Source organism: Vibrio sp. 1562 (assembly GCF_033340155.1).
In the GTDB taxonomy this organism is placed as follows: domain Bacteria; phylum Pseudomonadota; class Gammaproteobacteria; order Enterobacterales; family Vibrionaceae; genus Vibrio; species Vibrio alginolyticus.
Genome location: NZ_JAWOVY010000006.1, coordinates 15019 through 40254, shown reverse-complemented (window position 1 = coordinate 40254; position 25236 = coordinate 15019). Strand labels below are relative to the sequence as shown.

Sequence of the window (25236 nt, the reverse complement as noted above, 5' to 3'; positions counted from 1 at the left end):
TACTCAGCAACACCTTAACTGCCAATAAACATCAGTGGATACTTACATCGCATAAACATAATTCCTACATAAAAACCGCTTGATTCATCTGTAGTTAAGACAAATACTTAAATTGTTAATTTACGTAGATTTTCCATTTCGCAATACGCACAGGTAGGTAAGATGTTTCTAGACTATTTTGCACTTGGGTTACTCATCTTCGTTGCTTTAGTGATCTTTTACGGAATCATTGTCATCCATGATATTCCATATGAAATCGCCAAAGAGAGAGAGCACCCGCACCAAGACGCAATTCACTACGCTGGCTGGGTCAGCCTTTTCACTTTGCATGCGCTGTGGCCATTTTTATGGATCTGGGCAACATTATGGCGCAAGGAACGCGGCTGGGGTTTTAAACAACTAGAACAAGAAACACACGACATTCATCACCGCCTTGAAGAACTCATCGATGAAGTCAACGAACTCAAAAACCAAGTATCGATGTTGAAACAACAAAAGATTCAGCAAAAGCCTTTGCCTGAACAAAGTAAAGAGGACGAATAATGGACTTATTGCTGATTCTGACTTACGCCGCTCTTTGTATTGCCATTTTTAAAATTTTCAATATTCCTCTAAACAAATGGACCGTTCCAACCGCCGTACTTGGCGGCGTAGTGTTAGTGGGCACACTCGTGCTGCTTATGAACTACAACCACCCATTTACTCAATTGGGTAACCAAGTGTTCCCAACTACGCCTATCGTCTCTGGCGTGCGTGGCCGCGTGGTGGAAGTGCCAGTCCAAGCCAACCAACCGCTCAAAACGGGCGATATTCTTTTCAAAATCGATCCTGTGCCTTTTGAAGCAGAAGTTGCTCGCCTTGAAGCGAAAGTCAAAGAAGCAAGCCAAGGTGCGTTGGGTTTAGAGTCTGATCTAAGAGAAGCAGAAGCTGCTGTATTGAAAGCGCAAGCGGACAGAGATAAAGCACAAAGGGAGTTTAGCCGATATCAAAGGGGCTTTGATCGTGGCGCGTTTACTGAACAAGATTTAGATACTCGACGCCAAGCGTATAAAGCGGCAGAAGCCATGTTAGACGTTGCGATTTTGCAACAAGAACAAGCGCAAATCGCTCTGGACTCTGAAATCGGAGGCGAAAATACCCAAGTCGCGCAACTTCTTGCCGAGCTGCGTAAAGCAGAGTTTAACCTAGAGCAAACCGTCGTTCGTGCGCCAACCGATGGTTACGTTACGCAATTGGCTTTGCGTCCTGGTGTTATGGCTGTGCCGTTGCCACTTGCCCCGGCAATGACCTTCGTACATACCGAAGACATTACGTACACCGCGGCATTCAGACAGAACTCATTACAACGCTTGAAGCCAGGCTTTGAAGCAGAATTTATGTTCCGCGCAATTCCGGGCAAAGTGTTCCGTGGCGAAGTCATTGACGTGATTCCAGCCATTGGTGAAAGCCAAATTCAAGCGCGAGGCGCTCTGCTTGGGACTGATGCCTTGCGCACGAGCGGACGTGTTTTTGCGAAGCTGAAAATTACCGACGACTTGAGTGGATACCACCTACCAATGGGTACTGCGGTTGAAGTTGCAGTTTATTCAGACAGCTTTACTCACGTATCAGTGATGCGCAAAGTGCTTATTCGTATGAAGAGCTGGCAGAACTATTTATACCTCGACCATTAATGAACATATAGCGCATTCATTTATTGGTAAAAATAACATCAAACCGTGTAATCAGGGGCTGACGATCAGCCCCTGATTCATTCTAGCCATCCAGATAGATAGCATTCCCACTTTTATTAATATTCTGTATAATGCGCGCCTTATTTTTAATGCTTGCTAAAACCAAAGCCAGTCAAAGGGATGCGTGAATCAAATCACACATTTCCTGAAGAAAAATAGAGCAAACAATAAGCAGCTTGGTTGTTTTGAATATATGTTACACAATCAAATAACTAACGCTTTCCAACAATATAAATGAACGTTCTTTAAAATCGACTATTGAACTGAGGTTATCTATGAATCTTTCCGCTAAAACTGTTGTGGTTATTGCAATCGGTGCTGCTCTTTACGGTATCGGCGGCTTACCTATGTTTGGCATCCCTGTGTTTGCAAACACAACGCTAAAACCAGCAATGGCAGTATTAGCATTGTTCTCAGTACTATTTGGACCACTTGTTGGCTTCTTGGTTGGTTTTATTGGTCACTGGGTTACTGACCTATTTGCAGGTTGGGGCGTATGGCTCACTTGGGTACTTGGTTCAGGTATTGTTGGTTTGATTATCGGTCTATTCCCTTCTCTAACGCGCTACCGTTTGGAGAAAGGTGATTTCAATATGAAAGACTTCGCGTTATTCGTAGTACTTGCGCTATTAGGCAACGTATTTGGTTACGGTTGCTCTGCATTCCTCGACACGATTTTATACGCAGAACCGTTCACTAAAGTGTTTACCCAGCTTTCTATTATCGCGATCGGTAACACCATTCTTATTGCTATTGTTGGCTTCTTCATTCTTAAGTCTGTCGCTAAACGTAACAAGCAAAGCCGTAACTTAACAGAGGCTTAATGTCGAATGACAATCGAATTTTCTAACTTCTCTTTTAGATATGAGTCGCTGGACAAACCGACGCTAAAAAATATCAATCTAAGGATAGAGAAAGGAGAGAAAATCGTCATTATCGGTCCAAGTGGTAGTGGTAAATCTACTCTTGGGCAATGTCTTAACGGACTGATCCCACACGCAATCAAAGGGGAAACCAGTGGAACATTGACCATCAATGGTCAAGACACCGCCCCTTTCGACATGCACCAATACACTGAGCAAGTTGGCACCGTACTCCAAGATACGGACAGCCAATTTGTCGGTTTGAGCATTGGCGAAGACATTGCATTTGCGCTGGAAAACCAGCTAACTTCAAATATCGACATGTACCCATTGGTCAAAGCCACGGCCAAAATGGTCGACTTGGAACAGATGTTAGATCGCTCTCCCCACGATTTATCTGGCGGGCAGAAACAGCGTGTTTCTTTGGCGGGCATTCTCGTCGATGACGTCGATATCCTTTTGTTTGATGAACCACTAGCTGCGCTTGACCCTAAAACGGGTAAAAAAACCATCGAGATCATCGATGATCTACACCGCGAAACGGACAAAACCATAGTAATCATTGAGCATCGTCTTGAAGACGTTCTGCATTGCTCAGTTGACCGTATTATCTTGATGGAAAGCGGCGAAATCATTACCGATACAACGCCAGATGAAATTTTAGCGTCGCCTCTACTAGAAGATTACGGCATCCGCGAACCGCTTTATATTTCAGCACTGAAAGAAGCAGGCTGCGCGATTGAGGGCGATGCAAAACCTTCTAGCTTAACTACCTTACCGTTGGAGCAATATAAACCAGCGGTACAAGCATGGTTTGATGGTTCAACAGCACAACCACCTAAAACGCCAGCCGAGACTTTGCTTGAAGTCCGTGGCCTCACCTATTCTTACGACGGTGAGAAAAACGCGTTAGAAGACGTGAGTTTTGACATTAAGTGTGGCGAGTTTGTCTCTGTACTTGGCAAAAATGGCTCGGGTAAATCGACCATCACCAAACTGATTATGGGCGTTATTGAAGCGGATAGCGGCTCAATGAGCATGAATGGTCAAGATCTTAACGAACTGACCATCTTCGAGCGTAGCCAGAAAGTGGGTGTGGTGATGCAAAACCCGAATCACATGATTTCCCATCACATGATTTTCGACGAAGTGGCCTTCGGCCTCCGTAATCGTGGCGTTGAAGAGAAACAAATCGACGCTAAAGTACTTGAAGTCCTAGAGCTGTGCGGTTTGAGCAAATACCGTCACTGGCCAATCGAAGCATTGAGCTACGGCCAGAAAAAGCGCGTAACCATTGCGTCAATTTTGGTCTTGGAACCAGAGCTTCTGATCCTTGATGAACCGACGGCAGGTCAGGACTATCGAAACTACACGTCTATGCTGAGTTTCATCGAAAAGCTCAATCGCGAGTTGGGCGTAACCGTAATGATCATCTCTCATGACATGCATTTAGTGTTGGAATACACCTCGCGCTCTATCGTGATTGCAGACAGTAAATTAGTCGCGGATGCACCAATGACGCAGGTATTCAGCAGTCCAGAGCTACTAGACCAAGCAAACCTCACTACCACAAGTTTGTTTGAGTTGGCTACGAAAGTTGGTATCGAGGACACCAATGGCTTTATGCAGCACTTTATCAATGTAGAAAAAGCGCACCGCCAACAAAAAAGCGACGACGTAAACCAACTAGAGAAAGCGGTGGCATGAAAGACAATAAGATGAAGTTTGGTATCAACTACATCGATACCCAATCGCCACTTCATAAGTTGAATGGCATTACTAAGTTCTTGCTTTTCATTGCTTGGGTAACGGTGGTATTGACCACATTTGACTTGCGAATCATCGCGCTGTTGATCGTGCTGGGTTTGGGCTTATTGAAAATGACCAAAGTGCCCTTTCATGTCTACAAACCGCTGTTATTCGGTACAGGTACGGTATTACTGATCAATGCCCTGTTTATGTTCGCGTTAGCACCGCAACAAGGTACTGAGTTCATGGGTTCATCAACGGTTTTACTCTCGTTACCCGGTAATTACTCGCTCACTCAAGAGACATTGTTTTACCTAGTAACAGTGACGTTGAAGTACTTCAGCATGTTCCCAATCGCATTGGTGTTTGTATTTACCACTCATCCGACAGAGTTTTCAGCCAGCTTGAACCGTTTAGGTGTGCCTTACAAAATCGCCTATGCCGTAAGCTTAACGCTGCGCTACTTGCCGGAAGTGAAAAAGGACTTTGTTAACATCATGCACGCGCAACAAGCACGCGGAGTAGAACTGAGCAAGAAGGCTCCGTTGTTCAATCGTATGAAGAACGTCGCGAAGATTCTTGGACCTCTGATTTTCTCTAGTTTAGACAGAGCCGATCAAATCTCAAACGCGATGACGCTACGTGGTTTTGGCCGCCACTCCTCTCGCACTTGGTACAGCTTAAAACCACTGACCAAAGCCGATATGATCTGCATGGCTGGGATTGCGGTGATAGTGATTGCTGCGATCAGCAAGCGTGTGATGGACACACAACTGTTCTGGTATCCGTTTTAAATTCTGAAGCTTCAAACTGAACATAACGTGGTTAGTGTTGTGACCACGTTATCTTCCGTCTTTCCCCTCGATAACTCACCTGTTGGCTTCTTGCTTGCGAGTGTTCAAAAGAAGCGGTAATTTCAGCGGCTCGCTGATGTGCCAGAAAGTTGCTTATTTAAACGACCAACATGAACTAAACTCATCAGTTTTATCAGGGGCTTAATGATCAACTGCGCACTGCCTACAATGAAAAGCCAAGTACCACTTTCAATCAACGAATCATTCAAAAAGAAAAAGCTACCAATTAAAAACCAAATAGCAATGAGTAGGTCGTTTGCAGCACCTAACGCCTCATAGCGGCGCTGAATAACGATGTGACGGCTTCCTAGATCTAAATCCAACTCTCTGCCATGTATCTGCACTGTATAGCTCCCCTCTTATTGTTTCGCGTCAGTTACGCCCAAGTTATTTCGAAATACTTAGTTCTAAACCCTAACGGACGTGGCATGCATTGACAACCATTGGAGGGATTATCTATTTGCAATAAAAAGAAAAGGGCGCATAAGCACCCTTTTTAGCGAGTCTAATTACAGGTATTCGCTTTAATGATTAGATAGTGAGTACCAACTTAACTCCACTTCAACAAGCGAGTTTCGTTGCCTTCTTCCGGCTTCGCTGGAATATTGAGTGACAACAGCAAGCTCACTGCTGCCATACCAGCGCCGATGTAAAATACGCTAGCAGGTGAAACCAGCCAAATCACACCAAACGTAACAGGTATTACAACCGCCGCAATATGGTTAATCGTAAACGCAACGCCCGCGGTCGACGCCATATCTGCTGGGTCGGCAATTTTCTGGAAGTAGGTTTTAATCGCAAGCGCTAACGCGAAAAATAGATGATCGACAACATACAATGCTGCCGCCCACTCAGCCGTTTGCACCAAACCGTACCCGACAAACACGAAGATCAAACCGACGTATTCAAACATCAACGCTTTGCGCTCACCTACAACGCCGATAAAACGGCCTATTCGCTTCGCAAACAAGAAGTTAAAGACATAGTTAATCAGGAACAGCAACGTAATATCTGCGGCGGAGTAACCAAACTTTTCTACCATCAAGAAACCAGCGAACACCGTAAAAATTTGACGGCGTGCTCCACTCATAAACGTAAGCGCATAGTATAACCAGTAACGTTTACGCAGGATGAGCTTCTTGTTCTGAGGCACTTTTGTCTTAAATTGTGGGAAGGCAAATGCCATCACCAAAATGAGCACAAAACCTAAACCACCAGCCATTAAATAGACCGTTTTAAAATCAAGTTTGAGCTGTTCGAGCGAAACCCAAATGGCGCCGTAGGTAAACAGAGAAGCCAAAGCTCCAACAGAAATAAACTTACCCAGCATTTCTGGCGCTTCTTCTTTAGATAGCCATTGTAAAGACAAAGACTGCTTGAGTGTTTCAAAGTAATGGAAGCCGGTGGACATTAACAAGGTTGTAAAAAGTAGACCGTACAAAGTGGGAAAATAACCTGTTAATGCCGTACCAAGCGTAAGCATCGCCAAAGATACGAGCATAAAGCGTTGCTCTCGGATAAACAGCAATACAAACACGGCGGTAAAGGCCAAAAAACCCGGAATTTCGCGCACACTTTGCAATAGGCCTATGTCGGCACCATCAAAGTTTGCTTTCTCTATAACAAAGTTGTTCAACAACGCCATCCAGGTAGAAAAAGCAATGGGCACGATAATGGAAATTAACAGGAGGAAATTTTGCGGCGTTCTCCAGCCGTGCGATGAGGTAGTCATGATGTTTCCTTTAAATATGAAGGCATCATCATAGCTTTAAATGTAACAAATTCGCAATATCATTATTATTTTCAACCCAGAGCAAGCTGATATGGCTGAGGAATATTGTTATGAAGATAAACATCGCACTCAATTCCTTGGCTAAGCGCGATGTTCAAGTATCAAGAGAACTAAAGCATGAGTAAATGTGCTCAGTGGCTTAATCAATGACTTTTACTGATAGGCGATTTTTAAATTCAAACACATGTTCTGGACACACATCCAAACAACGGCCACAGCTAATGCAGTTTTGATCCATAACTCGACGATCTCCCTCTTTCAAAGGCTGCCGAAGCACTTCTGGTTCTGGGCAAATGTAAAAGCAATCCATGCATTTGGTGCAATCTTCGCGCCGAACAGCAGTAACGCGCAACAGGCTTTTTCGGCCTATCACGCCATAGGTAGCCCCCAGTGGACATAAGTGCCCACACCACCCATGCTCAACCAAGAGTAAATCCAACACAAACACTAGGGCGATTAGCACCCAACCTGCGCCCATACCAAACACCAACCCGCGATGCAGTGCCGCAACTGGATCTAACCATGTCCAAAGAATCGCGCCAGATAGCGCACTGCCCAACATCAAAACAGGGATCAGCCAATAACGAATCATGGGAGACCAACGATAGCTCGCTTTAATGTTGAACTTTCGACGCAACCACGCCGCCAAGTCTGTCACGATGTTCAACGGGCACACCCAAGCACAAAATGCGCGCGGCGCCAAAATCGCGTAAAACGCAACGACAATCACTACGCCTAACAACGCATTAAACTCCGGAACATGCCCTGTCGCCAAAGCTTGAAGCACAATTAACGGGTCACTTAACGGCACGGTATCGAGCAACATACTTGATGACAGATTACCAGTTAGAATTCCCAGCGTCGGCCCAGCCATAAACAGCGCAATGATGGTGAACTGACATAGCCGACGTAAAATCAAAAACCGATGCGCGCGCCACCAACCAAGCTTTTCAAGCGCTTCTTTGCCAGCATTTTGAGCTAAATTCTTTGCCATTACTTACCTCCTTTTAGCGATTCAAGCGCACCTTCCGGTACAGGCGTCTCACTAGGGAGGATATTTTCGAGTGGTTTGTCGATCTCTTTCCAACCAAAATTGTAGTGGCTGCCCACTTTGCCTTTCGCCAAATCCGTCGGGACGACTTTAATAGCAGCGACATCCAACACGCACGCTTGTTCACACTTACCGCATCCGGTACACACTTCGGAATTCACTGTTGGGATAAGTTTGGCGTGATAACCGGTTCGGTCGTTGTGAACCATCTCTAATGTGATGGCTTCATCAATCAGCGGACAAACGCGATAACAAACGTCGCATCGTAACCCTTGCCAGTTAAGGCAAGTTTCATGGTCAATAAGAACCGCTGTACCCATTCGAGCATCATCAATATCGGTTAGTTTCGGATCCAGCGCCCCACTCGGACAAGCGACAACACAAGGAATGTCTTCGCACATTTCGCAGGGAATATCGCGTGCAGTAAAGTAAGGTGAGCCAGTCGCGACGGGTGAAAGTAATGTCGCAAGTTTCAAGGTATCGTAAGGACATGCCTGAACACACAAGCCACATCGAATACAAGCTGATTCGAAATCGCCTTCCGGCAGTGCACCAGGCGGACGAATAGGCACACCTTTGGTTTCTCGAGCTTGGCTTTGTAGCGATTGTAAGCCCAATACACACGCAGCTGCGCCAACACCAGCCGCAGTTCGAGCTGTATCACGCAAAAATCGGCGCCGACTTTGCGATATTTTAGACTGAGAGGATTTCATGCTATTTCCTCAACAAAACTCCCTTATCAAGTTAAGCATAAATAGCCCTAAACGTGTCGTTTCCCTATACCTCATAGGAGGTAACCCCATCCTCTATTGATTCAAGTCAACTGACGCACAGTGCCGTCGTCACAGTTTGACTAAATGCGTTTATTTACTGCGACATGAAATTCACCACGATACTCTGCAGTACGCGCCATTCTCAGTACAATAATTCAACACCTTTGCAATCTACTCGCTCAATTCGATGATAAATCACTACTAAAAATTCAAAAAATGACATCATAACAAGCTAATTTAAAAGGCATTTATCCATTAAACATAAAAAAACACTATCCAAATAAGAAAACTGTGGTTAGATTAAAAATTAAAACTAAAAAGCGAAGGAGAGAGGCATGGAAATTATCGTACGTCCAACGACCGTCGAAGACGCAGCGGCACTCGTAGAAATCTATTCACAACCAAAAGCACAACGTGAAACCCTGCAACTCCCAAAGCCTTCGCTCGCGATGTGGGTGGAAAGATTGTCAAACATACCTGATGGTGTTTATAGCTATGTCGCTGAAATTGATGGTAAAGTCGTCGGAAATATTGGCTTTCACCACTCTCTACGTCCAAGAACGATGCACACGGCATCGTTTGGCATCGGAGTACATGATAGTTTCCACGGACTCGGTATTGGTAGCAAATTGATAGAAACAGTCACTGAACTAGCAGATAACTGGTTAAATGTGAGAAGAATTCAGATAGAGGTCAATGCCGATAACGACGCCGCCATTGGGCTTTATAAAAAGCATGGATTTCAAATTGAGGGTGAAGCGATTGACGGTTCCTTCCGTGATGGTGAATTCATCAATACCTATTACATGGCGCGCATCAGACCAGGCCAAAGATAAAACAAAGCCTCCTACTAATTGGAGGCTTTTCTTTTTAAACTTCGACTCACTTTCGTAAGTAAGCCAACGCTCTGCGAGTCAATGCTTCTGTGTAGGGATTGATCTTCCAGTGGTCGGGACTCCAACCTTTCACAAATCGCTGAAAGTCTGCCCAAGCCACAGCAAACAAAGGACGCCACTCACGCTCGACTTCATTAGGGTCAAGATTCGGTTGATAGACAATTAGCGCGTGTTGCAACTGAGCAAAATACGTATCCAAAACCCAAACTTCCATCTCTGCACAACGTTCTGGCTTAACGGCGCTACTCATAAACAGTGCCACATCTTTCATTGCACACCCACATCCAACGTATTGAAAGTCAACCGCAACAACGCTTGATTCTTCTTCATCAAAACAGAAGTTCGCCAATTTGGCATCACCGTGTACTAGTGTTTTAAACTTAGCTTGCGAAAGCGTTTGATCAATCAATTGAGCCGCATTTTGTAGCTCAGTGTCTTGCAATGCTTCAAGCTCGTCGGGTCTGGTTGCTAAGTGCCAGTATGTTCCGGTATGCCACAACTTATCCGAACGAACATCGATGTATCGCGCATGAAAGTTCGCCAACCAAGTGAGGCAGGCTTGTAGATGCTCTAGCTGTGCATCTGTGATGACTTTTGGAAAGCCCACCTCGGCGAGATCTTCCATCACAATGAGCCATTCATTCTCCGATTGGAACGTTTTTAGACCTTGTGGTACTCGGCAGCGAGTATCCACCCCTCCGGAAAAATACTCATACCAATTCACTTCCACCTGATAAGAGTGCAACTTTCTTTGATGAGAACGGTCCGTATTCCAGCCTCTAGGATGCTCTGAAGGCTTAGGGAGTTTTACATGCTTAATGATCACTGAACCAGTAGAATAAGTAACTCGGACTAACTCCCCATAGCCTCCCCATAGCGATTGTATGACTTCTACAGAGCGGTAATTACCGAGATTGAGTTCCTGGCCAATATTTTGGTAGCGTTGGTGGTTGTTACTCATCATGTGAGCAGATGTGACCACGTTTGGTTCTTCTCCATGTAGTGAATAACATATGGGCAAACTGGTTTGATTTGATAACCGAGTGACTCAATTTCTGGCAACACCGCTTCCATCATCACTTTTCCGTACCCCTTACCTCGCAGTGCTTCAGGAACAACCGTTGATGTAATGTGCATGACATTACCCTTAAGCTGATAAATCACCTTGGCTTTATAACCCTGCTCTAAATCAACCCAGAATGTACTATTCGTGGTCTCATGAGTTACTTTATGCATATCTTGCTCTCTAATTTTTGTTACAGATTGATTGAATCAAACTATATCACTGAATAAAATCGATACCATGCGAGAGTGCTGCTTCGCCTCACGCGATTACTTTCTTACATCAGGTACGACAATTATAATGAGAAATATGAGCCCAATTGCCAGAGACGGCAAGCTACCTCTGCAAAGCAAGAAGGCACCAGAACGTCAGGCAAGTACATTAAATAGCACCGATGCAATGGCAATGGTCGAACACGGCAGTGAAGTGAGCTTAAACGTCACCACCCCCGTTGGTACAAAGTTTATTACAACCAGCACATTTGTTGGCTGTCACTCAAATAATACTGCATTGATAGAGGTTCCGAACATCTCCGATGAAGACTTGAAGTTCTATTTTCAGGAAGGCTTTTGGATCAATGTAAAAGCCTACTCTCATCGAGGTGAAGGGGCCGTTATCCCATTTCGGGCCCAATTGCAGCATCGACTAGGCGATCCGTACCCAATTTTGGTGCTAGACCTACCCAACACTATGCAGGTCTTTCAGCTTCGCAAAGAAGTGCGTTACGAAGTAAATTTGAGAGCGCGTGTTTGTTTAGAAGCCTATCGAACTGAATGCGAAATAAGAGATTTATCTCGTAGTGGCTGTCGTTTTGTAACATCACCGATGAGCCGACCACTTCAGGTTGGTGACCACGTTTCATTGGATCTAACGATGCCCGGAGAAAGTCGTATGCTAGCGCCGTTGCGAGGTCGTATTTGTAATTTACAAAAATCAACGCACTATGCTCGCTACGGAATGGAGTTTGATGAGGTTGGTAAAAACAACGCTAAAAACCTCCTCAGTCACCTCAAATTTGATGGTACTAAGCTCACACTAAAAAGATAGATTTGATCACCCCTATCGCTTATCAAGAAGCTTTGAAGTGCTAGAAAACAAGAAACCCCTTACTTTTCAGTAAGGGGTTTTTATTTACTAAGAATAAGGCAGTATCTTAGATAAGAGTCATGACTTAGAAGTCGTAACGTAGACCTAGCGCTAGCTCATCTTTTTCAGCCGCGCCTTCGTTATCCATTAGATCGAAGTTGTATGATGCGTAGCCACGGAAGTTAGGCTTGAAGTAGTAAGTTACATCAACAGCTAGGTTTTCTACAGTATCTGCGTCTTCTAGTTCACCTTTGTTGAACGTAGAAGTGAATACAGTTTGACCCATAGTGTAAGCAGCGGCTAGTTCGTAGCCTTTGTAATCAAAAGTCTTACCTGCAACATCCATATCCGCGCCAGTGTAGTTACCAGCGAAGTAGAAGTCACCTACAGAGTATGCAGCTACCAGCATGAACTCATCGCTGTCGTTTTGATCTGCGTAACCAGCACCTAGTTCAAAACCAGTGTTAGCAAACGCGTAAACACCAGATAGAGAGAAGCCATCTTCCTCGTTGTCTGTAAAGCCTTGTGCATCTGTTGTGCGATCAGCAAAACGGTAGCTAGCGCGTACAGCTAGTTGCTCGAATTGGCCTTTGTAAGACAGCATGTTATCTGTACGGTCAGAAACAGGCAGTTTAAGTGCTGCTGTGTTACCGTGGTAAGCCATAATGTCAGTAAAGTCAGTAAGAACCACTAGTGCGCCGTCGTTTTTACCGTAAGTTACTTCACCGTATTTGCCACCCAGACCTGCATAAGCGTAACGAGTTTCAAGATCACTATTGTTATCTACGGCACCTTCTTCTTTTGTTTTGAACTCACCTTCCCAAAAACCAACGCCGTATAGGTTTTCATTGATTTCCTGTTTGCCTAGGAAGTTAAGACGGATGCGAGTACGGTCTTCTGCCTTACCATCCATCATAGAAAGACGCGCTTCAGCGCGGCCGCCCATCTCAAGAGAAGTGCCATCTTGGTTGTATAGTTCTGAAGCGACAACTTGAGATCCTGATGCCATTAGCGCCACTGCTACAGCTAAAGTTTTTAATTTCATTGTTATTTTCCATATCATTGTTTTATATGTGTTTTCTCACCAGAAAAACAGGACTTTTCTGTACCAACGAGAAAACTGGCGGCATAGTAGCAGCTGTTATTTTTCACGCAACGTGTTGAATAAACAGCACTTATAGAAGAAAACACCACTTAAAATGACGATATGAATACCTCTCAACCATCAAGTTATCGGTTGAGTTAAAAAAAATGTTCGCGTCAAAAAAAAATTGACGAAAAAAATGTAAAAACAATATCACAAAACGTGATATTGCCCGCAAAAAAATCTTGTTAACTGACTGTTTTAGATAGACTTATTGATAATAAATCCGATTATTACAAACAAAAAAATCCCTGAGCATTCACTCAGGGATTTAGAGATTTGATAAGTAGATGATGAATTAAAGCTTAAAGAAACTTAATTGCTCTTTCTGCTTCTCTGCAAGTAATGAAAGCTCAGTACTCGCACTTGCACTTTGGCTGATGCCCGCTACGTTTTGGTTTACAAGCTCCGACATGTTAACCACGTTGCGATTGATATCTTGAGTAACTTGAGACTGCTCTTCGGCTGCGGTTGCTACTTGCGTGTTTGAATCGTTGATGTTGGCGACCGACTCGGTAATTCCAACCAACGCTTCATTCGCTTGTTGCGTCAGCTCGTTGTTGCGGCTAAGCATATCAAGGCTGACTTGCATACTGTCATTCGCCAGCCCAGACTGCGCTTGAAGCTCTTCAATGATCGTTTGGATCTCTTGTGTCGAGTCTTGAGTACGAGCTGCTAGCATGCGTACTTCATCAGCTACTACCGCAAAACCACGACCAGATTCTCCAGCTCGCGCCGCTTCAATCGCAGCATTCAATGCTAGCAAGTTGGTCTGCTCAGATACGCCGCGAATCACTTCAATAACATCGTTGATCTGTACAGATTGCTCTTTTAGACGCAAAACAACTTGCGCTGCATCGTTCAATGCTTGAGACATTTGCGCACTTGCTTCCGCACTTTCTTGGAAGATGGCCAAACCTGATTGAGCAAGTCCATCAGCTTCACGCGCAGTTGCGTCAGCAGAGGTCGCGTTATCACTCACATTATTCGCAGTGCTTGCAAGCTCATTAACCGCAGATGCAACTTGCTCGATCTCCGCCAACTCTTGTTGAGCGTTCGCTTCCGCTTGCGTCATTACCGCAGCTAATTCGGTCGATGCAGATGCAACTTCCTCACTAATACGGGTTAACTGGTCCACAGTGTTGTATAACTGCTCTGCGGTTTGGTTTACATCTTTGCTCAGCTTAGAGATCTCATTGTCCCCATCGACATCTGCACGTACTGATAGATTACCCATTGCTAACTGACGCATCACTTCTTGCAGCTTTTGGATTGGTGTAACAATCATGCCAGATAGGAACCAAGAGCCTATCAATGAGAAAGCAAATACCGCTAAAACCGTCAACATAGCGTTATTTTGCACACGTTCATTTTGCTGATGACTTCTGATAGTAGATTGTTCAGCTTGCTCGTTTACATGCTTTGATAGTGTGTTAATTTGTTGGACCATTTCTCGGCCAACATTGCGATACTCTTTGACAAATGCACGGTACTCGCTATCCGATTTCAAACCTTGATCGTATTGGTTGAAGAAAGCAACTGAGCGCTCTGAATATCGCACATAGGATTCAATTGCTTGGCGAACTTTAACGGCATCGTCACGGAATAGATTTCGGGCTTCAATTGCACTTAAATCGGCATCAACTTGCTTTAAGCCTTCTTTCAATTCGGTTAGAAAATTCTCACGACGAGAAGCATCGTAAATAGCGTAAACCGCGCTTATGCGCAGAGGGTAAATTTGGTCGTCAATACTCGCCAATGTGTCTTTGTGAAAAACCAAAGATTCTTGGTTGGAAGCAATAACATCTTGCTCTGCTTGAAGATTGTTTTTAGTAATCCAAAGAGCAATAAACAAAACAATCGCGGTAAATAATACCGGAACCAAAATTTGCGTTCGTACTGACAAATTTTTCAGTGATAACTGCATGACAGGGCCTCAGTTGTATGCGTGATGTCTATATCCAAACAAACTCGAGCTGTGCTTATAACAACGTTACTTTTCGGCAGTTTGAATATCTATGCTTCCTTGCGACGGGATAAATCCCAGACGAATAAACAAGTGGCGAATATTAGAGGTCGATCACACTTTTGTCTAGTACAAAAACTCTCCATTTTCAATCTGTTATTGACAATATCCCGACAGTAGCGTCGGGATATTGTCGTTATGATAAATTATGATCACTTATGATGAGATACATTCACATTTAGGACGGTTTCAGCCTATTTTCTCAACGAATTGAGCTTAGCTTGAGCAAGGCCAAAAATGGTATCGATTGGATAAGAACCTTCATCAGTTGGCTCACCAGCAACTTTCCCCGTAAACAATTCGATAGCTTCAGTAACATGGCCAATCGCCCAAATATTAAACTCACCTTTTTCGACTGCTTTCACGATGTCGGAACGAAGCATTAGATTGTGAACATTAGAGCGCGGAATAATGACCCCTTGCCCGTCATGACGACCTTTAATTACACACACATCATAAAAGCCTTCGATCTTTTCGTTTACGCCACCAATAGGCTGAGCTTGACCAAATTGATTCATCGACCCTGTTATCGCAATGTCTTGTCGGTTTGGTTGCTTTGAAAAAGCAGACACAACCGCACATAACTCAGCCATGCTGGCACTATCACCATCAACACCACCATAAGATTGCTCAAAGGTAATGGTGGTCGTTAATGGCACTCGTGCCGTTTTACCAAATACGGAAGATAAGTAGGCAGACAAAATCATCACGCCCTTAGAGTGAATACTGCCACCCAAATCCACGCTGCGCTCGATATCGATAACATCCCCATCACCGTAACACGTCGTCGCTGTGATGCGATTCGGTGCACCAAACATGTAGTCACTAGTGCTCAATACCGAAAGTGCGTTGACTTGGCCTACGGCTTCTCCTTCGGTGCGAATCAGCGTTGTGCCGTTAATAAAGGTTTCCATTACGTTATCGCGTAATCGGCTTACTCGCATTTCTTGGTTATTGAGCGCCTCTTCAACATGCCCAATACGAATCATGTTGGAGTTGGCTTGACGAGCTACGTAGTTCGACTCTCGAAGCAAGTTGGCGATATTAGCCGAATGTAGAGATAGCTTGGATTGGTCGCCAGACAAACGTGAGCTGTATTCGATGATTCGAGCAATGGCTTTGCGATCGCAATGCAGCATATTGTTGTCATGCACCACGCTAGAGATAAAGCGCGCGTAATGCAGCTCAGACTCCGGCGTACGTTTCATTTCGTCTTCGAAATCTGCCGTCACGCGGAACAACTCGCTGAACTCTGGATCGTAATGTTGGAGTAATTGGTAAGTTCGGTAATCACCAAATAAGATGATTTTGATATCAAGCGGAATCGGTTCAGGATCGAGTGATACCGCCCCCGTCAATGTGACTTCTTTTTCTAGAGACGTAAAACTCAATTGACGAGCACGCAATGCGCGCTTCAAACCATCCCAAACGTAAGGCTGTTCAAGTACTTTCTGAGCATCCATTAATAGAACGCCGCCATTCGCCTTATGCAAGCTCCCTGCGCGAATCAGCGAGAAGTCGGTAAACACCGTTCCCTTGAAAGTGGCAGTCTCAATCGACCCGAAGAGTGAATGATAGTTGGGGTTTTCTTCAACAACGATAGGAAATTCGCTGCTTTTACGGCTTACCAAGACGTTCACTTTATAACGACGTGGCAATTTTTTATCCAAGGATGCCGTCGCAATTTCGCCTTGCTCGCCACTTTGGTCAAGGAAGATATCTGCGTTTTCAACAATATCTTTTTGCAGCTCAGTTAAGTAGGTTTTGATTTCGGAATATTGCGCGTAATCCACTTTGAGTTTTTTGATGAAGTGAGTAATCACATCAAGTGTCACTTCATCATTGAGCTTTTTGATTTTATCGCTGTATGTCTCTTCCCACTCCGTAAGCTCACGAACCATCGAGCGCAATCTCACTTCGAGTTCATCAATAGCATCGCTGAATTGCTCTTGTTCTTTTTTGCTTAGTACATCAAAAGACTCTTCCGTATGAAGCTCATCACCGTTCATGGCGACAAACTGATAATCCCCCTGCGTAGTCAGTGTTAGGCTGATGCCCTTTTCTTTTGCCTCTCGACTAATACGATCCAGCTCGTTTTGTTGCTTAGCTGCCAATTGATTTTTTAATCGCTCAGCGCGGCTAAAGTACATTTCATTGTCGAATGCTAGGGGTAAAGCATTCAATAATTTGCCCATTAAAGCTTCAATATCAACACGTAGCTTATTTCCGATACCACAAGGCAACTTTAATACCTTTGGTGTACGGGTATCCTCAAAGTTCGCAACGTAACACCAATCAAACAGGGCTGCTGCATCGTGCTGGTGACGATTCAGATAGCGCAAGATCATGGTGCGTTTACCTAGCCCATTCTGACCAATGGCGTAGATGTTATACCCTTTCTCTTTGATGGACATCGCAAACTCGACCGCTTTTTGCGCGCGCTCTTGGCCCACGATTTCATCAATTGGAGGTAACTCCTTGGTCGACTTACATGGCATATTCTCTAGATCTGCTACAGAATATAGCTGCTTAGCTTCCAATCTTAGTATTGCCATATCCACTTCCTTTTTTCTTATTTTCGTTATTTGAGTGTAGAGATTATTTGCTTAATTTTAAGTGATTTACCTTCCACCCTAGATTGATTGGACATTTTATGAACACATAAGTGATATTAACACGCACTTGCAATTGATAATCAATTTCATTTAATATCTAAACAAATCAAATGTTGTGGAGATGGATATGAATATTGAGCAATGCTGGATGCGCTACTTAAAAGCGGAGCAACTGATGGAACAAGGCCATTGGCCAGAAGCTCATCGTTTATATGACGACGTGCTCAACAATCTACCCAACCACATTCATTTAGCGCTAGAAAATGCACAAACTAAACCTTGCCAGTTTGTATGTCTCATTACGGGGCTTAGAGATGCCAGCGTGACGCAATCAGAGATTCTCAACAAACTCGGCTTACAACATGATGCGTTCTCAATACTCAATCAAACTTACGCGCTATTTCAATTTTTGCAGCTAGAGAGCCATGAACTGATTGAGCGCGTAGGTCACCTACTTGGTCAACAGAGCGAAGACTTGTTAGCTCACATGGCGGCATTTTGCTCTGCCCAACGTAATGCTCAATGGATGATAGAACTCGAGCACGTAACGCGCGCGCATGAGCAGTTCTTACATTTGCAAGCAATGAGTTCGGCAAAAGCTTCGCCTTCTCACCTGTATAATTAATCTAAAGCTCAAGCATTGAGGCCAGCTAGGTTTGTACTGTCCATTGCTTGAGTATCATTTGCTTTATCAACCACAAGGATCTGTGATGTCTTCTAAAACCATTCTTTCGGTGAACAACCTATCAGTCAGCTTTACGACAAACGATGGGATCGTCGATGCAGTAAAGAATGTTAGCTTCGATTTAAAAGCAGGCGAGACGCTGTCCATCGTTGGCGAATCTGGCTCTGGCAAGTCAGTATCAACCAATGCACTGATGAAACTACTGCCAGACAACGCTATTTTTCATGAAAGCTCATCCATCATGTTTGAGGGTAGCTCCATCTTGGATAAAACAGAGCGTGAAATGCAAAGTATTCGCGGTGATCGCATTGGCATGATTTTTCAAGAGCCGATGACCTCACTAAACCCGTACATGCGGGTGGGTATCCAAGTCGCTGAGGCCATCATGTGTCACCGCCCGGTCGACAGACGAACAGCAAAAGCAAAGGTGTTAGAGCTGTTTGAATTGGTTCATATGCCAAACCCAGAAAAAGCGTACAACAAGTACCCACACGAATTTTCTGGTGGTCAATTGCAACGCATCATGATTGCGATGGCACTGATTAACGAGCCCGATATTTTGATCGCCGACGAACCTACAACAGCGTTGGATGTCACGGTTCAAGCAGAAGTGTTGCACCTGATTAAAGAAATTCAGGCTCAGATGGGCATGGCAATCCTATTTATTACTCATGACTTAGGCGTCGTAAAACACTTTGCAGACCGTGTCATTGTGATGTGTAAAGGAGAAGTCGTCGAAGAAGGCGAAACGCAAACACTCTTCGAGGACCCAAAGCACGAATACACACGTATGCTAATCAACTCGATTCCTAAAGGCAGTAAGGAGCCTATTAGCGAAAGTGCTACACAGCTTTTAAAGGCCGACGATATACGAGTCAAATTCTTGGTAAAGTCGCATTTTATTGCGAGCAAGAATGAGTACTTCGAAGCGGTAAAAGGCATTTCTCTTGAGCTTAAACAAGGAGAGACCCTCGGGATCGTTGGGGAGTCCGGTTCAGGTAAGTCTACACTCGGCCGAGCTTTGATAGGTCTACTGCCCTCAACTGGCAAAATAGAATATAAAGGCCAAGATATGGCCTTGCTGACAAACAAAGAACGTTTTGAGCTGAAAAAAGACGTTCAGATGGTATTCCAAGACCCTTATGGTTCGCTTTCTCCTCGTATGACTATCGGCGAGATCATCACAGAAGGATTAACTGTCCACCAACCAATGTTGAGTAAAAAAGAACGTATGCAGAAAGCACGCGACGTGCTCCGTGAGGTCCGCTTAGATCCCGCGTCCATCAACCGTTATCCGCACGAGTTTTCAGGAGGCCAGCGTCAGCGTATTGCTATCGCGCGAGCACTGATCCTTGAACCTTCGTTTATTCTGCTTGATGAGCCAACCTCTGCATTAGACCGCTCGGTGCAACTGACAGTGATTGACCTTCTGAAAGATTTGCAGAAAAAACACAATATTGGCTACTTGTTTATTAGCCACGATCTATCAGTAGTTAAAGCACTCTCTGATCGTGTTCTAGTCATGCAAAAGGGCGAGGTCATGGAACAAGGTACGGCCGAAAAGATTTTCCAAAACCCTAAAAATGACTACACGAAAAAACTGATAGATGCCTCATTTGATCTTGAAAACAGTGAAAATCAGCACAATGCGGCTTAGGTTCATCACAGTTTCATATTCATAAACTAGGATTAAGAAAAGGTGATAAATTCATCTTGTCTTAAGAATGGCGTAGCTGCCTTTCGGTTTGGCCGCCGAGACTGGTTGGTTCAAGGGTCAGACTTAGTCAACCTGGCTCAAATACTGGCAAACAGTATGAATTGAGTTCCCCCAACCATGAAAAATGCCGCGACACTGTCGCGGCATTTTTTTATTCTCAGAAGTTTCTAACAACTAGGGCATTAAATCGACTCAATACCCATATTATGTAACGTAAATGCATACACGTCTGTGGTGAGGTCAATTTGCTTACTCAGCGGCATTCCTGCACCATGACCGGCATTAACATCAATGCGTATCAATACTGGATTAGCGCCTTGCTGTTTGTCTTGCAGCTCCGCAATAAATTTGTACGAATGTGCTGGCACAACTCGGTCGTCGTGATCAGCAGTTGTCACCAAGGTAGCAGGATATTGCACGCCTTCTTTTACATTGTGAACAGGAGAGTAACCAAGCAAGTATTGGAACATCGCTTCACTTTGCTCCGACGTGCCATAGTCATACTTCCAGCCTTCTCCAGAAGTAAACGTGTGATAACGCAGCATATCAAGCACGCCAACCGCAGGCAGCGCGACTTTGAATAGTTCAGGGCGTTGCGTCATACACGCTCCAACTAACAAACCACCATTAGAACCACCGCGAATCGCTAGGCGATCCGAGCTAGTGTAGTCGTTTTCAATCAGGTATTCCGCCGCCGCAATAAAGTCATCAAACACGTTTTGCTTTTGCTGCTGAGTGCCTGCGTTGTGCCAGGCTTTACCGTATTCACCGCCGCCTCGCATGTTGGCGACAGCATATATACCCCCCAACTCTAGCCAGTTGGCTACATTGCCAGAAAACATTGGAGTAAGGCTGATGTTAAAACCGCCGTAACCATACAACATGGTTGGTGCTCTACCATCAAGTGCAATGCCCTTCTTGTATGAGATGATCATCGGAACTTGCGTGCCGTCTTTTGAGGTGTAAAACACCTGTTTTGATTCATACTCATTACGATCGAACGGTGCCTTTGATTCCTGAAACAGTGTCGATTCACCAGATTCGACATCAAATGAGAAAATCGTCGGAGGCGTCACGTAGTTAGTGAATGTGTAATAAAGTGTGGTTTCTTCTTTTTTACCCGCCAGACCATAAGCCGTGCCTTCTCCCGGCAATTGTACATCTCGAATCCACTCACCTTGGTAGTTAAACTGCTGCACTTTAGAAAGCACATCTACCATATAAGTCGCAAACAGATAACCGCCACCTTTGCTGATTTCTAACGGCTGTTCTTGTTCAGCAATCACGTCAGCCCATTGTTCTGTCTGAGTGTTGTAGCTGACAACTTTGCCATTCGGCGCGTCTAGGTTGGTGTAAAGCAGCAAGGTTGCGTCTTGGCTATCAATTAAGTAGGTGTCTCCTTGCGTTGTCTCGCGCAGCGTCACAATTGCCTGTAACTCAGACTGTAAATCAATATAAAACAGACGATTACCCGATGTAGATTCTGCGCCAGAGATAATGAGGAAGCGATCATCTGTCGTCGTCGTACCAGACACATAACGATGAACTTGCGTATCCAACTCACCGAAAATCACTTTATCTTCAGATTGAGGTGTACCAAGTTCATGATAATAAAGCTTGTGATGCTCAGTTCGAGCAGACAACTCGCTGCCTTGCGGCTTATCGTAGCTTGAGTAATAGAAGCCTTTGCTGCCCAGCCAAGAAATCGACGTAAACTTCGCATCAACAATCTCAGGCTCTAGCTGTTCTTTGGTTTCCGTATCAATGACAAAGATCTTACGCCAATCACTGCCCCCTTCCGAGATGGAATACGCGACCAAACGGTAGTCTTTAGAGAAGCTGACTTCGCCAAGAGAGGTCGTGCCCTCTTCGGAGAAAGTATTTGGATCAAGGAAAACCTCGGCTTCTCCCTCGCCTTTACGTCGATACAATACGCTTTGGTTTTGCAAACCGTCGTTTTTGTAGAAGTAGGTGTAGTCACCACGAACAAATGGCTGGGAATATTTTTCGTAGTTTTGACTCTTCGCCACTAAGTCACGGATTTGTTGGCGGTACGGTATCTGACCAAGGAAATCGAAGGTGACCGAATTTTGACCCGAAACCCATTGAGCGGTTTCTTCACTGCGATCATCTTCTAACCAGCGATAAGGGTCGGTAATGTCGTGACCAAAATAAGTGTCCACGACAGAATCTTTACGTGTTTTTGGGTAATGCATAACGTCCGTGTTACTCCGTTGTTTTTATTAAGTTGTTTATCTTCAATCGTTTTATTGCGGTGATTACCTTAGAGCACCCTATTTTGATTTCAACGACATTGTTTTAAATCTATGAAGAACCTAGAAATAATGAGATATCGTTAAGTATCGGTCACGAATGTGCTCAATAAGCAGCTTCACTTTGTTCGGTGGTTGACGAGTAAACGGATACACCGCGTAGATACCCAACTTTTTACCTACTAATTCAGGAAAAATATCCACCAGTTGACCATTACGAATATCGTGATACACCAAACAGCGCGGGACGTAAGCAATACCATGGCCGCCCAGAGCGGCTTTACGTAATGCGGTCGCGTTATCAGTAGAAAAGCAGCCCGATACTTTGACGATGTAATTGCCACCTTCTCCTTTAAACTCCCAATCCGTTGCACCTGTGGTTTGGTAAGCGTATTGCAGACAATTGTGCGTGGTGAGATCAATCGGCTCGATCGGTTTCCCATTTTTCGCAATATAAGAAGGTGACGCGCATACCACCCATTGGGAATCGAGAATATGTCGTGCGATCAAACTAGAGTCGGCTAAGTAGCCAGTTCGAATGACTAAATCGTAACCATCAGCCACTAAATCGACAAAGCGATTATCCAATGACATGTCCACGGTCAGACCCGGATGAAGGTTACAAAATTCGGCAACAGCATCAGCAAGTATCAAATCTCCAGAGATACACGGCACGGACATTTTTATATGACCGCTCACATTCTCTCCAAAGCCTGCAACAGCATCCATAGCCTCCTGAGTGGCCTGCTTCACATTTTTAGCACTGTGGAGTAACACCTTACCTGCCTCGGTCAAGGTTAATTTGCGCGTTGTTCGATATAATAGCTGAGCCCCTATTTCTTCCTCCAACCTCGCCATTCTTTTGCTAACTACCGAATTTGTAAGGTTATTTGCCTCTGCAACCTTACTAAAGCTGCCAAGTTCGATTACTTGAGAAAATAGGATTAAGTCGTCTGCTCTCATACCATTATGTCACTTTTGGAATTAATTATTTTCATTATTTCCCTATATCAACAAAAAATAAAGGAGTAAATTCACGCCAAATTAACAAAACCATTACAACAAAAAGTCACCTCTACAGCGGATTGACACCGTTCGAGAAGTCAGCGTACGAAGGATGTACAAATGAGTGAAACCCTACTTGCCCTAGTGGCATTTTCGCCAATTGTTGTTGCCGCCATCTTATTGGTTGGTCTCAACTGGCCTGCTAAAAAAGCCATGCCTGTCGCGTTCGGTCTAACCGTCGCTATCGCACTTATGTTTTGGGATATGTCAGCCAATCGCGTACTGGCTTCCGTATTCCAAGGACTCGGCATTACTGTCTCTGTTCTATGGATCGTGTTTGGTGCCATCTTCTTGCTCAACACTTTAAAACACACTGGAGCGATCACCACAATCCGTAATGGATTTACCGATATTTCGGCTGACCGCCGTGTACAAGCCATCATCATTGCTTGGTGCTTTGGCTCGTTCATTGAAGGCGCATCTGGGTTCGGTACCCCGGCAGCAATCGCTGCACCACTACTGGTTGCAATCGGCTTCCCTGCGCTAGCCGCTGTCCTAATGGGCATGATGATTCAGTCTACGCCTGTTTCATTCGGCGCGGTAGGCACGCCTATCATCGTAGGTGTAAACAAAGGTTTAGACACCCATAACATCAGTGAGTCGTTGGCCGCACAAGGTGCAACGTGGGAAATGTACCTGCAAGATATCACAGCACACGTTGCTGTCATTCACGCAGTCGTAGGTACGATGATCCCGGTATTAATGGCGATGATGTTAACACGTTTCTTCGGCAAGAACAGAAGCTGGAGTGAAGGCCTGGATATTCTACCATTTGCGTTATTCGCTGGTGTCTCTTTCACCGTTCCATACGCGTTAACCGGCGTATTCTTGGGCGCAGAGTTCCCTTCACTTATCGGTGGTTTGGTTGGTCTGTCTATCGTTGTTACCGCAGCGAAAAAAGGCTTCTTAGTACCAAAGACTAAGTGGGATTTCGAAAGCGAAGACAAATGGCCTGCAGAGTGGTTAGGTTCGCTAAAAGTCGATCTAAACGACAATCCGGGCAAGCCAATGAGCATCGTAAAAGCTTGGGTTCCATATGTAATGCTGGCAGTTATTCTCGTCGCAAGCCGCGTAAGCCCAGAACTGAAAGGCTTTGTACAAAGCGTAAGTTTGTCGTTCAGCAACATTCTTGGTGAGACTGGCGTTAGCGCTGCGATTCAGCCGTTATACCTTCCTGGTGGCATTCTGGTGTTTGTCGCACTACTTGCTGCAATGTTACAAAGCGGCAGCGTAAAGCCATTGCGTGAAGCATTTGGCGAGTCAAGCAAAACACTGATTGGGGCGGGTTTTGTCTTGGTATTTACCATTCCGATGGTTCGTATCTTTATCAACTCAGGCATCAACGGTGCTGACCTAGCAAGTATGCCCGTCACAACCGCAAACTTCGCCTCTGACCTTGTTGGTTCTGCGTTCCCAGCGCTGAGTGCCACCGTTGGTGCACTGGGTGCGTTCATCGCTGGCTCAAACACGGTATCAAATATGATGTTCAGCCAGTTCCAATTCGAAGTGGCACAAACGTTGTCTATTTCGAGTGTGATTGTTGTATCACTCCAGGCCGTCGGTGCTGCTGCAGGTAACATGATTGCGATTCACAACGTTGTTGCCGCATCAGCCACGGTAGGTTTGCTTGGTCGTGAAGGCGCAACATTGCGTAAAACGATTATCCCTACGTTCTACTACATTGTAATGACAGGCATTATTGGATTGGTTCTGATTTATGGCTTCCAAATGACAGATGTCTTGATGAAGTAACGCGAAACGCAGGGTTTACAGCCCTGCCTAATTTGACACAGCTGTCTGCACTACTACCCCGACATGTTGATTTAGCTTGCTACATCAATTCCCCCGACA

General features: G+C 44.8%; 21 protein-coding genes. 10 read left to right on the top strand and 11 right to left on the bottom strand.

The annotated features are described in order from the left end of the window. Positions 1-162: 162 nt before the first annotated feature. The 5 genes from R7Z49_RS08300 (at position 163) to R7Z49_RS08280 (ending at position 5139) form a co-directional block, all read left to right on the top strand. Positions 163-543, top strand: coding sequence for a DUF3302 domain-containing protein (locus tag R7Z49_RS08300; protein WP_064376388.1), 381 nt, complete (start codon positions 163-165; stop codon positions 541-543). Continuing rightward, positions 543-1673 (top strand): HlyD family secretion protein, encoded by a 1131-nt coding sequence (locus R7Z49_RS08295; RefSeq protein ID WP_005375134.1) that lies wholly within the window; start codon positions 543-545, stop codon positions 1671-1673. Before R7Z49_RS08300 ends, R7Z49_RS08295 begins: the two co-directional genes overlap by 1 nt. Positions 1674-2008: 335 nt before the next feature. Beyond that, positions 2009-2557 carry an ECF-type riboflavin transporter substrate-binding protein gene (locus tag R7Z49_RS08290; RefSeq protein ID WP_005375133.1) on the top strand — a complete coding sequence of 183 codons (549 nt, stop codon included), beginning with the start codon at positions 2009-2011 and terminating at the stop codon, positions 2555-2557. A gap of 6 nt (positions 2558-2563) precedes the next feature. Continuing rightward, on the top strand, positions 2564-4303 hold the full coding sequence (locus tag R7Z49_RS08285) for an ABC transporter ATP-binding protein (RefSeq protein ID WP_186585108.1): 1740 nt from the start codon (positions 2564-2566) through the stop codon (positions 4301-4303). Further along, the gene (locus R7Z49_RS08280; protein WP_005383942.1) at positions 4300-5139 is read left to right on the top strand and encodes an energy-coupling factor transporter transmembrane component T family protein; all 840 of its coding nucleotides are present in this window, start codon (positions 4300-4302) and stop codon (positions 5137-5139) included. The genes R7Z49_RS08285 and R7Z49_RS08280 overlap by 4 nt, the downstream gene beginning before the upstream one ends. A 122-nt stretch (positions 5140-5261) precedes the next feature. Here R7Z49_RS08280 and R7Z49_RS08275 read toward each other — a convergent pair whose 3' ends face one another. From R7Z49_RS08275 to napG, 4 genes are all read right to left on the bottom strand, one after another. Then, positions 5262-5543: a YrhK family protein gene (locus R7Z49_RS08275; RefSeq protein ID WP_025768568.1), complete on the bottom strand. Its 282-nt coding sequence runs from the start codon at positions 5541-5543 to the stop codon at positions 5262-5264. Positions 5544-5749: 206 nt separating this feature from the next. Beyond that, positions 5750-6931, bottom strand: a complete 1182-nt coding sequence (locus R7Z49_RS08270; RefSeq protein WP_005375129.1) for an MFS transporter — start codon at positions 6929-6931, stop codon at positions 5750-5752. A 199-nt stretch (positions 6932-7130) separates the two neighbouring features. Further along, complete coding sequence (gene napH / locus R7Z49_RS08265; RefSeq protein WP_053350046.1) at positions 7131-7985, bottom strand: quinol dehydrogenase ferredoxin subunit NapH; 855 nt, start codon at positions 7983-7985, stop codon at positions 7131-7133. Next, entirely contained in the window at positions 7985-8755 is a 771-nt protein-coding gene (gene napG, locus R7Z49_RS08260; protein WP_005383947.1) for a ferredoxin-type protein NapG, read from the bottom strand. The genes napH and napG overlap by 1 nt, the downstream gene beginning before the upstream one ends. 395 nt (positions 8756-9150) lie before the next feature. On the opposite strand from napG, the gene R7Z49_RS08255 reads away from it, so the two are divergent. Continuing rightward, positions 9151-9651 carry a GNAT family N-acetyltransferase gene (locus tag R7Z49_RS08255; RefSeq protein WP_017820512.1) on the top strand — a complete coding sequence of 167 codons (501 nt, stop codon included), beginning with the start codon at positions 9151-9153 and terminating at the stop codon, positions 9649-9651. A gap of 46 nt (positions 9652-9697) precedes the next feature. Here R7Z49_RS08255 and R7Z49_RS08250 read toward each other — a convergent pair whose 3' ends face one another. Both R7Z49_RS08250 and R7Z49_RS08245 read right to left on the bottom strand, forming a co-directional pair. Beyond that, a complete protein-coding gene (locus R7Z49_RS08250) occupies positions 9698-10675 on the bottom strand; it encodes a phosphotransferase (protein ID WP_132936476.1) in 978 nt (325 codons plus the stop codon). Then, positions 10672-10947 (bottom strand): GNAT family N-acetyltransferase, encoded by a 276-nt coding sequence (locus R7Z49_RS08245; protein ID WP_005375124.1) that lies wholly within the window; start codon positions 10945-10947, stop codon positions 10672-10674. Before R7Z49_RS08245 ends, R7Z49_RS08250 begins: the two co-directional genes overlap by 4 nt. Before the next feature lie 127 nt (positions 10948-11074). Here R7Z49_RS08245 and R7Z49_RS08240 point away from each other — a divergent pair, with 127 nt between their 5' ends. Then, positions 11075-11821: a flagellar brake protein gene (locus tag R7Z49_RS08240; protein ID WP_042521645.1), complete on the top strand. Its 747-nt coding sequence runs from the start codon at positions 11075-11077 to the stop codon at positions 11819-11821. A gap of 124 nt (positions 11822-11945) precedes the next feature. On the opposite strand, the gene R7Z49_RS08235 is transcribed toward R7Z49_RS08240, so the two are convergent. From R7Z49_RS08235 to R7Z49_RS08225, 3 genes are all read right to left on the bottom strand, one after another. Beyond that, positions 11946-12905, bottom strand: a complete 960-nt coding sequence (locus R7Z49_RS08235; protein WP_064354918.1) for a porin — start codon at positions 12903-12905, stop codon at positions 11946-11948. 397 nt (positions 12906-13302) lie between these two features. After that, positions 13303-14931, bottom strand: a complete 1629-nt coding sequence (locus R7Z49_RS08230; RefSeq protein ID WP_318111539.1) for a methyl-accepting chemotaxis protein — start codon at positions 14929-14931, stop codon at positions 13303-13305. A gap of 293 nt (positions 14932-15224) precedes the next feature. Then, positions 15225-17585 carry a Lon protease family protein gene (locus R7Z49_RS08225; RefSeq protein ID WP_042521651.1) on the bottom strand — a complete coding sequence of 787 codons (2361 nt, stop codon included), beginning with the start codon at positions 17583-17585 and terminating at the stop codon, positions 15225-15227. Positions 17586-17772: 187 nt separating this feature from the next. Between R7Z49_RS08225 and R7Z49_RS08220 the strand changes: the two genes are divergently transcribed. Next, positions 17773-18270 (top strand): hypothetical protein, encoded by a 498-nt coding sequence (locus R7Z49_RS08220; protein WP_017635485.1) that lies wholly within the window; start codon positions 17773-17775, stop codon positions 18268-18270. Positions 18271-18355: 85 nt separating this feature from the next. Next, the gene (locus tag R7Z49_RS08215) at positions 18356-19987 is read left to right on the top strand and encodes an ABC transporter ATP-binding protein (protein ID WP_186585106.1); all 1632 of its coding nucleotides are present in this window, start codon (positions 18356-18358) and stop codon (positions 19985-19987) included. A 242-nt stretch (positions 19988-20229) separates the two neighbouring features. On the opposite strand, the gene R7Z49_RS08210 is transcribed toward R7Z49_RS08215, so the two are convergent. Both R7Z49_RS08210 and R7Z49_RS08205 read right to left on the bottom strand, forming a co-directional pair. Further along, positions 20230-22263: a prolyl oligopeptidase family serine peptidase gene (locus tag R7Z49_RS08210; protein ID WP_115386801.1), complete on the bottom strand. Its 2034-nt coding sequence runs from the start codon at positions 22261-22263 to the stop codon at positions 20230-20232. 120 nt (positions 22264-22383) lie between these two features. Continuing rightward, a complete protein-coding gene (locus R7Z49_RS08205; protein ID WP_186585104.1) occupies positions 22384-23283 on the bottom strand; it encodes a LysR family transcriptional regulator in 900 nt (299 codons plus the stop codon). 162 nt (positions 23284-23445) lie between these two features. Here R7Z49_RS08205 and R7Z49_RS08200 point away from each other — a divergent pair, with 162 nt between their 5' ends. After that, positions 23446-25137, top strand: coding sequence for an L-lactate permease (locus tag R7Z49_RS08200; RefSeq protein ID WP_005375111.1), 1692 nt, complete (start codon positions 23446-23448; stop codon positions 25135-25137). Positions 25138-25236 lie beyond the last annotated feature (99 nt).